Annotated in this window: 12 protein-coding genes; 10 read left to right on the plus strand and 2 right to left on the minus strand. The window is 52.4% G+C overall.

Going from position 1 to position 14466, the window contains the following annotated elements:
* Positions 1-48: 48 nt before the first annotated feature.
* Positions 49-396 carry a HopJ type III effector protein gene (locus tag Q8O77_RS15315; RefSeq protein ID WP_305555053.1) on the minus strand — a complete coding sequence of 116 codons (348 nt, stop codon included), beginning with the start codon at positions 394-396 and terminating at the stop codon, positions 49-51.
* A 188-nt stretch (positions 397-584) separates the two neighbouring features.
* Between Q8O77_RS15315 and Q8O77_RS15320 the strand changes: the two genes are divergently transcribed.
* Positions 585-1952, plus strand: coding sequence for an AlkA N-terminal domain-containing protein (locus tag Q8O77_RS15320; protein ID WP_305555056.1), 1368 nt, complete (start codon positions 585-587; stop codon positions 1950-1952).
* A 2-nt stretch (positions 1953-1954) separates the two neighbouring features.
* Positions 1955-2419 (plus strand): methylated-DNA--[protein]-cysteine S-methyltransferase, encoded by a 465-nt coding sequence (locus tag Q8O77_RS15325; protein ID WP_305555059.1) that lies wholly within the window; start codon positions 1955-1957, stop codon positions 2417-2419.
* A gap of 28 nt (positions 2420-2447) precedes the next feature.
* Here Q8O77_RS15325 and Q8O77_RS15330 read toward each other — a convergent pair whose 3' ends face one another.
* Positions 2448-2984 carry an outer membrane beta-barrel protein gene (locus Q8O77_RS15330; protein WP_305555062.1) on the minus strand — a complete coding sequence of 179 codons (537 nt, stop codon included), beginning with the start codon at positions 2982-2984 and terminating at the stop codon, positions 2448-2450.
* A 207-nt stretch (positions 2985-3191) separates the two neighbouring features.
* On the opposite strand from Q8O77_RS15330, the gene Q8O77_RS15335 reads away from it, so the two are divergent.
* The 8 genes from Q8O77_RS15335 to ybeY all read left to right on the plus strand — a co-directional run bounded on the left by Q8O77_RS15335 (position 3192) and on the right by ybeY (position 14455).
* A complete protein-coding gene (locus Q8O77_RS15335) occupies positions 3192-4082 on the plus strand; it encodes a pirin family protein (RefSeq protein ID WP_305555065.1) in 891 nt (296 codons plus the stop codon).
* Between the two features lie 77 nt (positions 4083-4159).
* Complete coding sequence (mtnN, locus tag Q8O77_RS15340; RefSeq protein WP_305555068.1) at positions 4160-4870, plus strand: 5'-methylthioadenosine/S-adenosylhomocysteine nucleosidase; 711 nt, start codon at positions 4160-4162, stop codon at positions 4868-4870.
* A 1-nt stretch (position 4871) separates the two neighbouring features.
* Positions 4872-5828 carry a cobalamin biosynthesis protein gene (locus Q8O77_RS15345; RefSeq protein WP_305555071.1) on the plus strand — a complete coding sequence of 319 codons (957 nt, stop codon included), beginning with the start codon at positions 4872-4874 and terminating at the stop codon, positions 5826-5828.
* A gap of 119 nt (positions 5829-5947) precedes the next feature.
* On the plus strand, positions 5948-10462 hold the full coding sequence (locus tag Q8O77_RS15350) for an EAL domain-containing protein (RefSeq protein WP_305555074.1): 4515 nt from the start codon (positions 5948-5950) through the stop codon (positions 10460-10462).
* A gap of 110 nt (positions 10463-10572) precedes the next feature.
* A complete protein-coding gene (locus tag Q8O77_RS15355; protein WP_305555077.1) occupies positions 10573-11421 on the plus strand; it encodes a DMT family transporter in 849 nt (282 codons plus the stop codon).
* 89 nt (positions 11422-11510) lie between these two features.
* Positions 11511-12944 (plus strand): tRNA (N6-isopentenyl adenosine(37)-C2)-methylthiotransferase MiaB, encoded by a 1434-nt coding sequence (gene miaB, locus Q8O77_RS15360; RefSeq protein ID WP_305555080.1) that lies wholly within the window; start codon positions 11511-11513, stop codon positions 12942-12944.
* 45 nt (positions 12945-12989) lie between these two features.
* The gene (locus tag Q8O77_RS15365) at positions 12990-13994 is read left to right on the plus strand and encodes a PhoH family protein (protein WP_305555083.1); all 1005 of its coding nucleotides are present in this window, start codon (positions 12990-12992) and stop codon (positions 13992-13994) included.
* A complete protein-coding gene (gene ybeY / locus Q8O77_RS15370) occupies positions 13994-14455 on the plus strand; it encodes an rRNA maturation RNase YbeY (protein ID WP_305555086.1) in 462 nt (153 codons plus the stop codon). Before Q8O77_RS15365 ends, ybeY begins: the two co-directional genes overlap by 1 nt.
* The last annotated feature ends 11 nt before the right edge of the window (positions 14456-14466 follow it).

A 14466-nucleotide genomic window follows, 5' to 3' on the forward strand; every position in this document is an offset into this window, starting at 1 on the left:
AATCTGCTACGTTTTGTTTATCTGACTCACCTTCGCCGACCGGGCTTGTTATGGTGCCGCTTTGGCAGTCAATGCCGGCGTATCAAAGGCAACACCGTCCCAGCCATTGCGGATAAAATTGCGGATATTCTGATGATCAGTACCTTTGGGAGTATCAAGCACAGCGCGGTAATAATCGCCGAATAAATGCAACGTCTGTGGCGCCGACAACTGATGTAGCAGGCCAAAAGCAAGGATTTTACAGGAGCCGTTATTCTCACCGGCGTCGTTGTATAAATCACCGTTTTTAAAGGCTGCCGGCGTAAACTGATACAAGCTGTCAATTAAGCTGATGCTTTGTTCAAAGCTGATGGTGTCCGGCTCAGTACTTAACTGAATAAAAAAACGTTCTAACATATGAACTCCTGTTCTGCGACTGCCTCGCTGGCAAAGTGTTATAGCGCAGATACTAAGCGTTGATACCGCGCTTAGCAAGACGCCCGGCGCCAACGGCAGACAAATTTACTATTCAGTACCGGATCCGGCCGGTTTTTACCGGCGCTGTTGATATACTGCCTTCATACCCAGTTGTCACCGGAACCACCATGCTTAACAACACTGTTTGCCAACAAGCCCGCCTGGCAAGGGACGCCCGCTTTGATGGTCTGTTTTTTACCGCCGTCAAAAGTACCGGCATTTATTGCCGGCCCGTTTGTCCGGCCAGAGCCCCGGCAGAACATCAGGTCAGTTATTATTTCAGCGCTGCGGCTGCCGTTGCCGCCGGTTACCGTCCCTGTCTGCGCTGCCGGCCGGACAGTGCGCCGGGTTCTGCGGCCTGGCAAGGCAGTCAAACCACCTTGCAACGAGCATTACGGCTGATTGACGAAGGCGGATTACAACAACAGAGCCAGGCCGCTCTGGCAACACGGCTGGGGATCAGCGAGCGCTATTTGCGTAAGTTATTTCAGCAACAACTCGGCTTAGCGCCCAAGCAATATGCATTAACACAGCAGGTATTGTTTGCCAAAAAGCTGCTGCATGAAACCGCCCTGCCGGTCAGTGATATTGCGTTTCAGGCCGGCTTTAACAGCGTGCGCCGTTTTAACGATGCGTTTAAACAGCAACTGCAGTTAAGCCCTACGGCAATTCGCCGGCGCAGCAAGGCAACAAATGACTGCATTGAACTGGAGCTGAGCTACCGCCCGCCGCTGGCATGGCAGCGCATGCTGCAATTTTGGCAGGCGCGCACCCTGGATGGCATAGATTGGGCAGACGCACAGCAATACGGCCGCAGCTTTAGTTACCTCGGCCAGCCCGGTTGGTTCGATGTGGCGCCGTGGCGTGCTAACAGTTTAAAGTTGCGCCTGCATTGGCACGGCAAACAAGGCTTGTTTAATCTGGTACAACATATTCGCCGTTTGCTGGATTTAGACGCCAATATGCTGTTAATTGAACAACAGCTGGCAGACAGCCCGCTGTTTGCCGGTGGCATTATCAACGGTCTGCGCATTCCCGGACTGTGGGACAGCTGGGAAGCCGGGGTACGGGCAGTGTTAGGCCAGCAAGTCAGTGTCGCCGGCGCCAGAACCCAATTAAATCGCCTGGTACAGGCGCTGGGCGAAACACTGGGTACAGATAAAAAACTGTTTCCCACGCCGCAAGCACTACTGTCCAGCGACTTACAGATGATTAAAGTGCCCAATGCCAGACGCGATACGTTAAAAGCACTGGCACAGTTTGTTATTGCGCAGCCGGAAGCAGAGCCGCAGCAATGGCTGGCGTTAAAAGGCATCGGCCCCTGGACCGTTAACTACGCCAGATTGCGTGGTTTATCTGACAGCGATATTTGGCTGGGCGGCGATCTGGGCGTACAAAAAGCGCTGGCTAAAACCGGCCGTGACACCGATAACAGCAGCCTGGCGCCGTGGCGCAGCTACGCCACCTTTCAGTTATGGTTTAGTTTAGGAGACTGACTATGTATATGCAGTTTATCAACAGCCCGCTGGGGCCGGTAAAAATAACCGCTTCAGACAGCGGCATTACCGGCATCAGTTTTGTCAGCACAGTATTTGCCGGCACAGCACAGCCATCGCAGCCCTCGGCGCTGACCGACAGCGCCGCTGCCCAGCTTAGCGCTTATTTTGCCGGCAGCCTGAACCGTTTTGATCTGCCGCTGGCAGCGCAAGGCACCGCGTTTCAGCAACAAGTATGGCGTACGCTGTGCACCGTGCCCTTTGGTACAACCTGCAGCTATGCCGACATTGCCCGCGGCATCAGCAATGTGAAGGCCGTGCGCGCCGTCGGCGCAGCCAATGGCCGTAACCCTATTGCAATAGTGGTGCCCTGCCACCGCGTTATCGGCGCTAACGGCACCCTAACCGGCTATGCCGGCGGTTTGGATAAAAAAGCCTGGTTGCTGAAACACGAACAGCGCCCTTAGGCGCTGTTCTTTTTACCATTAAGCTTGCTTAGAACTGGTACGACACGCCAAAGCGGAACTCGTTTTTAGTGTCACCGCTGTTCAGCGCAATATTGCTACGGATAGCCCAATCCGGGCTCAGGTAAAATGCAATACCACCGGCTAAGCTGCCGTGATCATCACCAATAGAGTGGTAAGTTGCTTCAGAGTACAGCTCTACCTGCGGCGTTAACGGATGGCGTAAACCAATACCGCCGTAACCACCGGTGTCGTCGGCATCGCCTGACGCATTTTCAATACCTGCCAAAACATAGGTTTGGGTAGCAGGTGAGAAATCCAACTTAAAACCAGTAAGATAATTAACACCGGCCTGAACAAAGTTCACATCAAAAGGGCCGTTAGATAAACGGGAGAAAGTAGCGTCCACAACCCAGTTACCGTCCAAACGGTAAGAACCTTCGACGTAAGGGCCATCGCCACCTGCATCGGTATAGCCGGCACCGACGTAGTCCCAGTTAATATTAGCCTGGGCACCACTTGCAAATGCTGCCGCGATAACTGCGGCTAAAACCAGTGATTTTTTCATTATTATGACTCCGTTGTTGCTCTGAGGTAGTTGTTACTTCAACTGACTATGCTTAAACACGGCCAGCTTAACCCGGGCGTATTAACGCTGCCTGAACTGGCAAGACCAGCTACAGTTCTATTTTTTAGAAAAATTGCGCGCGGATAATACCATTTTCTTTTCATTTAAAACGGAGTTTAATAGCCAAAACCTGAATGGGAGCACCTGATGACAGCACGCACCTTGCAACGATTAATCCCCGCCATACAAACATCGGATGGCGCCGGGGTCACTATAAAGCGCAGCCTGGGGCAAACGCCGCAAACACGGCTGGACCCGTTTCTGATGTTGGATTTCTTTGGCTCAGACCAGCCCGGTGACTATATCAAAGGCTTTCCGCCACACCCGCACCGCGGTTTTGAAACCGTGACCTATATGCTGGACGGCCATATGCTGCATCAAGACCACCTGGGTAACCAGGGCCACCTGAAAAGCGGCGGCGTGCAGTGGATGACCGCCGGGCGCGGCATTATTCACTCCGAAATGCCGCAACAGGAGCAAGGCCTGATGCAGGGATTTCAACTGTGGCTGAATTTACCGGCGGCAGAAAAAATGCAGCCGGCCGCCTATGTTGATATTCGCCCGGAGCTGATCCCGCACGTTACATTAGCGGAGGGCAACAGTGCTAAAGTGATCGCCGGCCTGTTGCAAACCGACAGCATACAGCAAGGTGGTCCGATCCGTGGCCTCACTACAGATCCGCAATATTATGATCTGCAGCTGCGCGCCGGCAGCCGGGTTACGCTGGAATTGCCGGTAACGCACAACGCTTTTGTTTACCCTTACAGCGCAGATATTTATGTGCAGGACGACAAAGAGCAGCGTAAAGTGCCGCAGCATCAGGCCGGTGTGCTGACACACGGCAATAGTGTAACCCTGGTTGCCACTGAGGATACTAAAGTGCTGCTGTTAGCTGCCGCACCTATCGGTGAGCCGGTGGTGCAGTACGGCCCCTTTGTGATGAATAGTACAGCGGAGATCGAACAAGCCATCAGTGACTATCAGCAAGGTAAACTTACCGCAAACACGGCCGCCGGCAGTATTAAGCTGGCGCCGTAAGGCTAACGCAATGAAAAGCGGGATTTTGTCAGCATAGCGTTTTATACTAATGCCTTTGTAATGACAGAGACTGCAGCATGCAATTAATCGGTATTATCGGCGCCATGGAGCCGGAAGTGGCGCTGCTGCGCCAACAAATCACAGATGTTAACAGCACCGAACTGGGTGGCTATGTGTTTTACAGCGGCAAGCTGGCAGGCCAGGCCGTGGTGCTGGTGCAATCCGGCATTGGTAAAGTGGCATCGGCGCTGGCCACGGCTTTACTTATTCAGCAGTTTAAACCCGATGCAGTCATTAACACCGGCTCAGCCGGTGGCTTTGATCCGCAGCTGAATGTCGGCGATGTGGTGATCAGTACTGAAGTACGCCATCACGATGTCGACGTGACCGCCTTTGGTTATGAAATGGGCCAGGTGCCACAAATGCCGGCAGCCTTTAGTGCACACCCGGCGCTGGTCAATGCTGCAGAGCAAAGCATACAGGCGCTGGGTTTTTGCCAGACCAAAAAAGGCTTAATCGCCACCGGCGACAGCTTTATTTGTGATCCGGCACGCATCGCCGTTATCCGCCAGCAATTCCCCACCATGCTGGCAGTTGAAATGGAAGGTGCCGCCATTGCCCAGGTCTGTCATATGTTGAAAACCCCCTTTGTGGTGATCCGCAGCCTGAGTGACATTGCCGGTAAAGAGTCGCCGCAATCTTTTGAGGCTTACTTGGAAGTAGCCTCCAAACACAGCTCAGCTATGGTCACAGAGCTGTTAACCCGTCTACACGGCGTTACACTGTAACGTGGCGTGGCCGGACGGGCTGGCCGTCTATCCGCCGTTGCTGCTGGTTACCCTGCTGGCAGCACGGCTGTTGCCGTTACCGATGGCCTACCACCCGTTAACCGCATTTCGTTACTTTGCCCGCAGCCTGGGCAATAAAGTTAACCCTGATCCCGGCCGCGCCAAAAGCCAACAATATATTTCCGGCAGCCTGGCGCTGTTGATCGGCTGGCTACCGGCTATGGCATTGTTATACAGCCTGTATCAATTTTCAGAATTGCCATTAGTGCTGGATGCCCTATTGCTGTTTTGCAGCCTGGACTGGCAAAGCCGGCGTAGTCAGGCACTGCAGGTATATCACAGTTTGCAAAGCCATCAGCTAACTCTGGCAAGAGAGCAGGCGCAGCCGCTGCTGCTGCGCAACTGCAGCAAACTGACCGCAATGGGCCTGAGCAAAGCCGTTATTGAAAATCTGCTGCTGCAAAGCAGTAAGCAGCTGATTGGCGTGGGCTGTTTTTTCCTGCTCGGCGGTGGCCTGGCCGCTATCGGTTACCGCTTGCTGCAACAATTACAACAGCAATGGAACCCCAAACTTGCCGGTTATCAGCTGTTTGGCAAGCCCACTGCAATTATCGCCAGGCTGCTGAGCAGTATCCCCATGTTGTTGAGCAGCTGCCTTATAGCGCTGCAACACGGCGTGCTGCGGTTTTACCGCCGCAGCAAAACCGCGCGCTACCGTTTCAGCCTGCCGGCGTTTTATCTGTTGTGTGCCGGTTCGGCCGCACTGCATTGTGATTTGGGTGGTCCGGTCTATTATAGTGAAACCAAATACAATCGCAGCCGCATCGCAGGGCAACATCCGCCCGGCGCAGCCGATATTAAAGCCTGTCTGCGGTTGTTGGCGTTTTTGCACCTTTATCTGCTGCTGCTGACCGGCAGCTTCAGCTTGCTGCAATTAGCATGGTGGCTGGCGAACTGAATATGCCTTTATCAACGCTGACAGAAGGCTGGACAAGGCTGGTGTTCTCGTTATATGTTTTGCCATCACGCAAGGTGTAGCACCGATAATATTGATAAAGCTACCGAACGGGAGTTCCAGTGAATTTTTTGCCGCATTTTTTGCGCTACGCAGCTCTGTTTTTGCTGTTTACAGCATTTTGCCTGCCTGCGGCTCCGTTACTACGGCCGCTGACCCCCGATCAGGGTTTGTCGCAGGGTTCAGTAAACAATTTACTGCTGGATGATGACGGCTTTTTATGGATCGCCACTGCTGGTGGCCTGAACCGTTTTGACGGCAACAGGGTAATTCAGGTAGGCAGTGCCGACTCCGGTTTAAAAGAAGTTAACTTTACCAGGTTACTACGCGACTCTGACCGCATGATCTACGCCGCCAGTGGTTATGGCGATATCTATCGCTATCAGCCATTGTCCGGTTTAATGGCGCCCTTTGCCACTATCCGCCACAGCGAAACCGGCCAACCGCAATTTATTGCCGCTCTGGTACAACAAAACGCTGACTATTTGCTAGCTGCCACCAACTCTACTGTAGTGCGTATTAACCGCTACACCGGCAGCAGCGAAACCTTATTTCACCTTGCCGACGCCGGTTATCCGCAAGGCTGGCTGCGCCAACTTTATGTGTATCAGCACTATGTGCTGATCGCCGCTTTTAACGGCGTTATTGCTCTTGATACCACAAACGGCAACCACACTTACCTGCCGCATATCGCAGTTGAGCAGGCTAATGCAGACAATACCCACGTTAAATTCCTGGATGTTAAACAAGATAAACTGTGGATTGGTACCGTCGATGGTTTATACAGCATTGCGCTTGACGCCATGCAGGCTTATTTACAACAGCAACAACCCTACAGTGCAAAGCTTGAAATAGCCGGGCTGAACATCTGGAAAGTATTATGGCAAGACGACGGCGCCCTGGTACCGACAGAAAGCGGCTTGTATCGCTTTAATTCCACCAGCGGCGATATTACGCGATTGCTGCGGCTAAGTGATGCCAACCTGAACTTATTTGAAAACACCATTTTAGATATTGCAGCCGATAATGCCGGCGGCTATTGGCTGGCTTCGCGTGATGACGGCGCCTTTTACTGGCATCCGCGCAGCAGTGCTTTTCGCCAGTTAACCAGGCGAGATAGCAGCGCGGCGTCATTAAGCAGCGACAAGGTGTTTGCACTGCTGGCTGATGATAACGATACGCTGTGGATTGGTACCGCTAACGGGCTGAATAAAAAGCAATTACCGGGCAAAGAGCTGCAACAGTACCTGGTATCAAATGATCCAAAGGCTGTGCAACACGGTGGTACCATCTACAATATTCATCCAGCCGATACTAATCAACTATGGCTAACCACTGCGCAGGGGCTGAAACTCTTTGACACAGCAATCGGCACAGAGCTGCCATTACCCGGCGTCAGCAATGATGACAAAATGTATTTTAACCATCTGAGCAGCAATTATTACCGTTACGGCGCAGATTTTTACTTTTTCAATCAAGACAAGTTTTTACGCTACACCCCGGCGACGGGCAAGGTTGATGATATCAGCAGCAATATAGCGGCGCAGATCAATCTCAGCGGGCAAATTAATATTATTGGCCAGCTAACCGGCAAACATGCCGGCTTATTGCTCAGCAAACCGGATGAAATTTGGCTGTGGCAGCCGTCCGGCAACATCACCCGGTTGTTATACCGTGTCAGCGACTACAAGCCACAGTTGGGTCGTATCGCCGATACGGCCGTGCAGGATAACAAGGGCACACTCTGGGTGGGTATGTCCGGCATTGGTTTGCTTGGCTTTGACCCCGACTCAATTGGCTTATCCACACTGTTTAACAGTAAAGATAACTTACTGTCCGATGCCATATACAGCTTGCAATCTGACCGCTTCGGCGATATCTGGTTTTCCTCACACGCCGGCCTTGCCAGGCTGGACACACAGCTGCAACAAATAGAGTTTTTTACCCGCGAAGATGGTGTCTACACCAATGAATATAACGCCGGCGCAGTCAGCACTTTGACTGACGGCACTATGGCCTATGGCAGTATGCGTGGCGTTACTTTGGTTAATCCGGCGCTGTTGCAGGAAAAGCCGACAGTGCCCAAAGTGGTGATTACCGGCCTGAGTATATTGTCCGGTGACTTCAGTGCTATAGATGCCAACTTAAACGGCCGCACCTTTAAGTTCTCGCATCAGGATTTAGGCGTATCCTTGCGTTTCAGTTCCATGAACTTCAGTGAGCAGCACAAAATGCGCTATCGCTTCTGGCTGGAGGGCAGCGACAATGTGCACTATCCGGCACAGCGCGATAACAGCGTTATATTTCCCCAGTTGGATAATGGCGACTATGTGTTCAACGTGGTAGCGATATCGCCCGCCAGCGGCAGGGAAAGTGAACCGGCGGTGCTCTACCTTAGTATTCATCCACCACTGTGGCAGTCTAACCCGGCCTTAGCGGCTTACTTGCTGTTAGTGTTATTTACCGGCTATAAATTTTACCGCTTCCGGCGGCATCAACTGAAAGAAGTCCGCGCCGCACATTACCGCGTGCAGCAAAGTGAGCAGCGGTTAAAACAAGCGCTAACCTCTGTAAACAGCGGCGCCTGGGAGTGGAACGCAGACAATAACCGGCTGTTTGCTGCCAGAGTTCACACTATGCTGGGTTACAGCGAGCAGATGAACCCGCTGACGATGCAACAACACATGACGCTGATCCATCCGGATGACAGGGCCGGCTTTGCCAGCCAATGGCTGCGCTTTTTGCAAGAGCCGGATGCCGGCTTTGATTACACCTACCGTATGCAGCACCAGGCCGGGCAATGGCTGTGGTTTCGCGATCTGGGTAAAGCAACTACAACCGACTCCGGCAATAAAGTGACCAAAGTTATCGGCACCTTTAGCAATATCACTGAAACCCGAGCCAATATGGAAAAAGCGCGGCTATTTGGTGAAGCCTTTCAGCAAACCCGTGACTGGGTGGTTATTTTGGACAACCGTCAACGCGTGGTGGCTGCTAACCAATCCTTTGCTGCCGCTTTTGGCAATATGGAGCAGTATCTGGATCAGCCGCGTACTCACCATTTGGGGATCAGCCTGGTGCGGCGGCGTTTTTACACCAAATTACTGCGCGAACTCACTCCCGGCGAGCACTGGCAAGGCGAAGAGCTGGTGATTACCCCGGATGGCCGTGAACGGCCTACGCTGATCAATATCAGCGCCATTGGCGAGCAGCAGCAACACACCTTTTATGTGCTGGTGTTTACCGACATTACCGCGCAAAAACTGGCTGAAGATGAGCTGCGCTACCTGGCCAACTATGATGCCTTAACCGGCCTGCCCAACCGCGCTTTATTAATGGACCGCATTTACCACGGTATTGATCAGGCCAAACGTGACAAACGCTCGTTGGCACTGTGCTTTATCGACCTGGATAAGTTTAAGCAAATTAACGACTCTCTTGGCCATGATATCGGTGACTTATTGCTAAAAGAAGTGGCGCGGCGCCTGACGCTGACGCTGCGTGACAGCGATACCGTCGCCCGGCTTGGCGGCGATGAATTTGTCGTGCTGCTCGAAGGCTATAAAGCCGAAGATAATATCAGCCATGTGGCGCGCAAAATGCTGGCGATTGTTGGCGAGCCAATGCAATTTGGTACCCATACCGTTGGCGTTTCGCCCAGTATCGGTATAGCAGTATATCCGGAAGATGCACTGAACGCCGCGGAACTGCTGAAACATGCCGATGTGGCCATGTATCACGCCAAGGAAGCCGGACGCAACAACTATCAGTTTTTTACCGCCGAGATGAACGAAAAAGCCCATATGCGGTTGGCACGGGAAACCAGGCTGCGCCAGGCGCTGAAAAACGATGAGTTCGTTAACTTTTATCAGCCTATCGTTAACAGCCAAACCCGCCAGGTGGTGGGCGCTGAGGTGTTACTTCGCTGGAACAGCTCCGATGGCATGATATCGCCAACCGAGTTTATTCCGCTGGCCGAAGAGTTGCGGTTAATCATTAATATGACGCATCAGCTACTGGAGCGCGCTCTTAGCGACTTAAAGCAATGGCATGAAGACGGCCACCAGATTTATCTGTCGATTAATTTATCCACTCAGCATCTGGAGCAGCCGGCACTGGCCGGGCACACGCGCTTTTTGCTGAGTAAATACCAGCTGCCGGCCAGCTGTCTACGCTTTGAAGTGACAGAAAGTGCATTAATGCGCGATCACCAAAGCGCGATAGAAACCATGCTGGCGCTGAGCAACCTTGGCGTGCAACTGGCGCTGGATGACTTTGGCACCGGTTACTCATCATTGAAATATTTAAAAGAGCTGCCGATTGACGGCATTAAAATTGACCGCAGTTTTGTCCAGGATATCGGCATCGACAGCAGTGATGAAACCATTATTGATGCCATGCTGAGTATGGCAAACAGCCTTGGCATGTACTGCGTGGCCGAAGGCGTGGAAACCGAGCAGCAACTGGCATTCTTTTCGCGCCGTCAATGCTACCTGATCCAGGGCTATTTGTTCGCCAAACCAATGCCGGCTAACGAATTACTGCAGTTTTTACACAGCGAAAACCTCAGCGCATGACACCGGCACGCCGGGCGGTTGCCCGGCTGCGATAATTGCCGCGCTCACAGGGCACAGCCAGCGCCCGCTCTGCTATACTGGCCGCCTTATCCTGTTACCCGCGGAATACCATGCTGTCGCCGTTAGCCAAAGGGGCTTTGCTGTTACTGCTGGCCGAAGCCTGCTTCGCCGGTATTGGTGCTATTGTTAAATTTACCAGCGGCACCGCCTCTGAAGTACAGGTGGTGTTCTTCCGCAACTTTTTTGCCCTGCTGTTGATGTTGCCGTTTTTGTATAAGCATGGCTTTAGCCTGTTAAAAACCCAACGCTGGTACCTGCATCTTAGCCGCGCCTTAACCGGGCTTATTTCGATGTACTGCTTTTTCTATGTGCTGGCGCGTTTGCCACTGGCACAGGGCATGTTGGTATTGTTGCTATCGCCCTTCATTGTGCCGATTATTGCCAGATTCTGGTTAAAGGAGCGCCCCAGCCGCCTGACACTGTTTGCCATAGCACTGGGTTTTGTTGGCGTAATGCTGGCACTGCCCGGCACCGCCGGTACTGTTGACGCCATTATGCTGGTGGCACTGGTATCGGCGGTGTTAGTGGCCGTAACCAAAACTACTATTCGCTACATGTCCGATACCGAGCCTGCGGTGCGTATCGTATTCTATTTTTCGCTGCTCACCGCCATTTTGTCTGCCATACCGCTGCCGTTTTACTGGCAGCCACTGAATAACGACGTTTGGCTGGCCTTTATTGGTATGGGTGTGCTGGCGGCGATTGGCCAACTGGCGATGACCCGCGCCTACGCCGTAGCGCCGGCCAGTGATATCGGCATGTGGACTTACAGCAGCGTAATTTTTGCCGGCCTGTTTGGCTATTTGTTCTGGCAGGAGCCGGTAACTATGGCGTGGTTTGCCGGGGTGCTGGTTATTTTTTACGCCGGCTATATCACTACCCGGCAAAGGCTGTTATAGCCGTTTTCCGGCAGTGCTGGCAACGCGGGCCCGAACAGGCTAAAATACGCTCCCTTTTTTCCAAGTGACAATACAGGTAACAACGCGCAATGGGCAAAAAACTGCACATTAAAACCTGGGGCTGCCAGATGAACGAATACGATTCATCCAAAATGGCCGACCTGCTGGATGCTACTCATGGCTTTACACTGACCGAAGAGGCAGAAGAGGCAGATGTTATTCTGCTGAACACCTGTTCTATCCGCGAAAAAGCACAGGAGAAAGTGTTCCATCAGCTGGGGCGTTGGCGTCCGCTTAAGGAAAAGAACCCGGATTTAGTCATCGGTGTCGGTGGCTGTGTTGCCTCACAAGAAGGCGCCGCTATTCGTGAGCGCGCGCCCTATGTTGATATCGTGTTTGGCCCGCAAACCCTGCACCGCCTGCCGGAGATGATCAACGCCGTGCGCGGCAATAAATCACCGGTGGTGGATGTATCTTTCCCGGAAATTGAAAAATTCGACCGCCTGCCGGAGCCCAAAGCCGATGGCCCAACCGCCTTTGTCTCGGTAATGGAAGGCTGCTCTAAATACTGTACCTTCTGCGTGGTGCCTTATACCCGAGGTGAAGAAGTCAGCCGGCCGCTGGATGATGTGTTATTTGAAATTGCCCAGTTAGCCGAGCAAGGCGTACGCGAAGTTAACCTGCTGGGGCAGAACGTTAACGGCTACCGCGGTGAAAAATTCGACGGTACTATCTGTCATTTCTCCGAATTACTGCGTTTAGTGGCGGCGATCGACGGTATTGACCGTATTCGTTACACCACCTCGCACCCTGTTGAATTTACCGACGACATTATCGAAGTGTATCGCGACGTACCGGAATTGGTTGATCACCTGCACCTGCCGGTACAAAGTGGCTCAGACCGTATTTTAAACCTGATGAAGCGCGGCCACACGGCGCTGGAATATAAATCGCAAATTCGTAAGCTGAAGAAAATCCGGCCGAATTTGAGTATGTCATCAGACTTTATTATCGGTTTCCCGGGCGAAGACGATGCCGATTTTCAGGCCACCATGGATCTGATCCAGGCTATCGATTTTGATATGAGCTTCAGTTTTATTTACAGTGCGCGGCCTGGCACACCAGCGGCAGACTTGCCGGATGATGTCAGTGAAGAGGCGAAAAAGCAGCGTTTATATATCCTGCAAGACCGTATTAACCAGCAGGCACTGAAAATTGCCCGTGGTATGCTGGGTACCGAGCAGCGTATTTTGGTCGAAGGCCCGTCGAAGAAAAGCATTATGGAGCTGACCGGCCGTACCGAAAACAACCGCGTGGTTAATTTTGAAGGTTCACCGGATATGATTGGTGGCTTTGTCGATGTGAAAATTACCGACGTATTCAGTAATTCACTGCGCGGCGAGCTGATTCGTACCGAACGCGACATGGGCCTGCGCCGTGAAATATCGCCGCAGCAAATTCTGGCACGGCAAAAAGCCGACGCCACGCCCGATGTACTGGGCGTAACCACCTTTACACCCTGATTAATCCGGGGGCATAGCAGCCCCCTTTTACGCTGAGGCAGGCATTTGAGCACATCTTTACATACTGCAGACTTAACCCTGGAAGGGGCGGACAACCGGCGGTTAACGCTGTTATGCGGCCCGTTCGACGATAATTTAAAGCATGTAGAGCGCCGGTTGTTGGTTGAGATCAGCCATCGCGACAACCAGTTAAAAATTGCCGGCCCGGCTGATAACGTTGCCGCCGCGCTGGATGTGCTGCAACAACTGTATGATGCCACCGCCACCCCGGCCTCAGAGCTGACACCGGAGCAGGTGCATTTGCTGATAAGTGAAAACTACGATATTCAGTATCAACAACAAGGTGATGAACCGCGTGATTTCAGCCTGAAAACCAAAAAAGGCCTGATTAAACCGCGTAACCCTAACCAGGCGGCCTATGTCGGCAATGTGCTGAGCCACGATGTTTGTTTTGGCATTGGCCCGGCCGGTACCGGTAAAACCTATTTAGCCGTAGCCTGTGCTGTCGATGCGCTGGAACGTAATCTGGTGCGGCGTATTGTGTTAACGCGCCCGGCGGTAGAGGCCGGTGAAAAACTGGGCTTTTTACCCGGTGATTTAGCGCAAAAAGTCGATCCTTATCTGCGGCCTTTGTACGACGCTCTGTTTGAAATGCTCGGCTTTGAAAAGGTAGAAAAGTACCTTGAGCGCGGCATTATTGAAATTGCTCCGCTGGCCTATATGCGCGGCCGCACGCTGAACGATGCCTTTATTATTCTCGATGAAAGCCAAAACACCACGGTAGAACAGATGAAAATGTTCTTAACGCGGATTGGCTTTAGCTCCAAAGCGGTGATCACCGGCGACATTACCCAGGTAGATTTACCGCGCGGCCAGTATTCCGGCTTAAAACACGCCATTGATGTACTGAGCGACGTAGAAGAAATCAGCTTTAACCACTTTACCGCCAAAGACGTAGTGCGCCACCCGATAGTACAGCGTATTGTCATGGCCTATGAAGCCTTTGAAGCGGCCAAACTGGCAGCCGATAACGCGGCCAAAGGGCAATAATGGCGATTATTCTCGATTTACAGCTGGCCAGCACAGCTGACAATTTACCGACAACTGAACAAGTGCAGCAATGGCTGGACGCGGCCATCCTGCCGTTTCAGGCAGAAGCCGAAGTTACCGTGCGTATTGTTGATAACAGCGAGAGCCAACAGCTGAATTTTGACTACCGCGGCAAAGATAAACCCACCAATGTACTGAGCTTTCCGTTTCAGTGTCCGCCGGGTATTGAACTGGCGCTGTTGGGCGATTTAGTTATTTGTGCACCGGTGGTAATGGCAGAGGCCGCTGAGCAGGGCAAAAGCTTAAGCGCACACTGGGCGCATATGGTGGTACACGGAAGCTTGCATTTACTCGGTTTTGACCATATAAATGACGACGATGCACAGCAAATGGAAGCTGAAGAAGTGACCATATTGCAACAACTTGGCTTTACTAATCCCTATTTGTTGGATAACGAATAGACTCTTTTAAT

This window comes from Rheinheimera sp. (assembly GCF_030690345.1).
Taxonomy (GTDB): Bacteria; Pseudomonadota; Gammaproteobacteria; order Enterobacterales; family Alteromonadaceae; genus Alishewanella.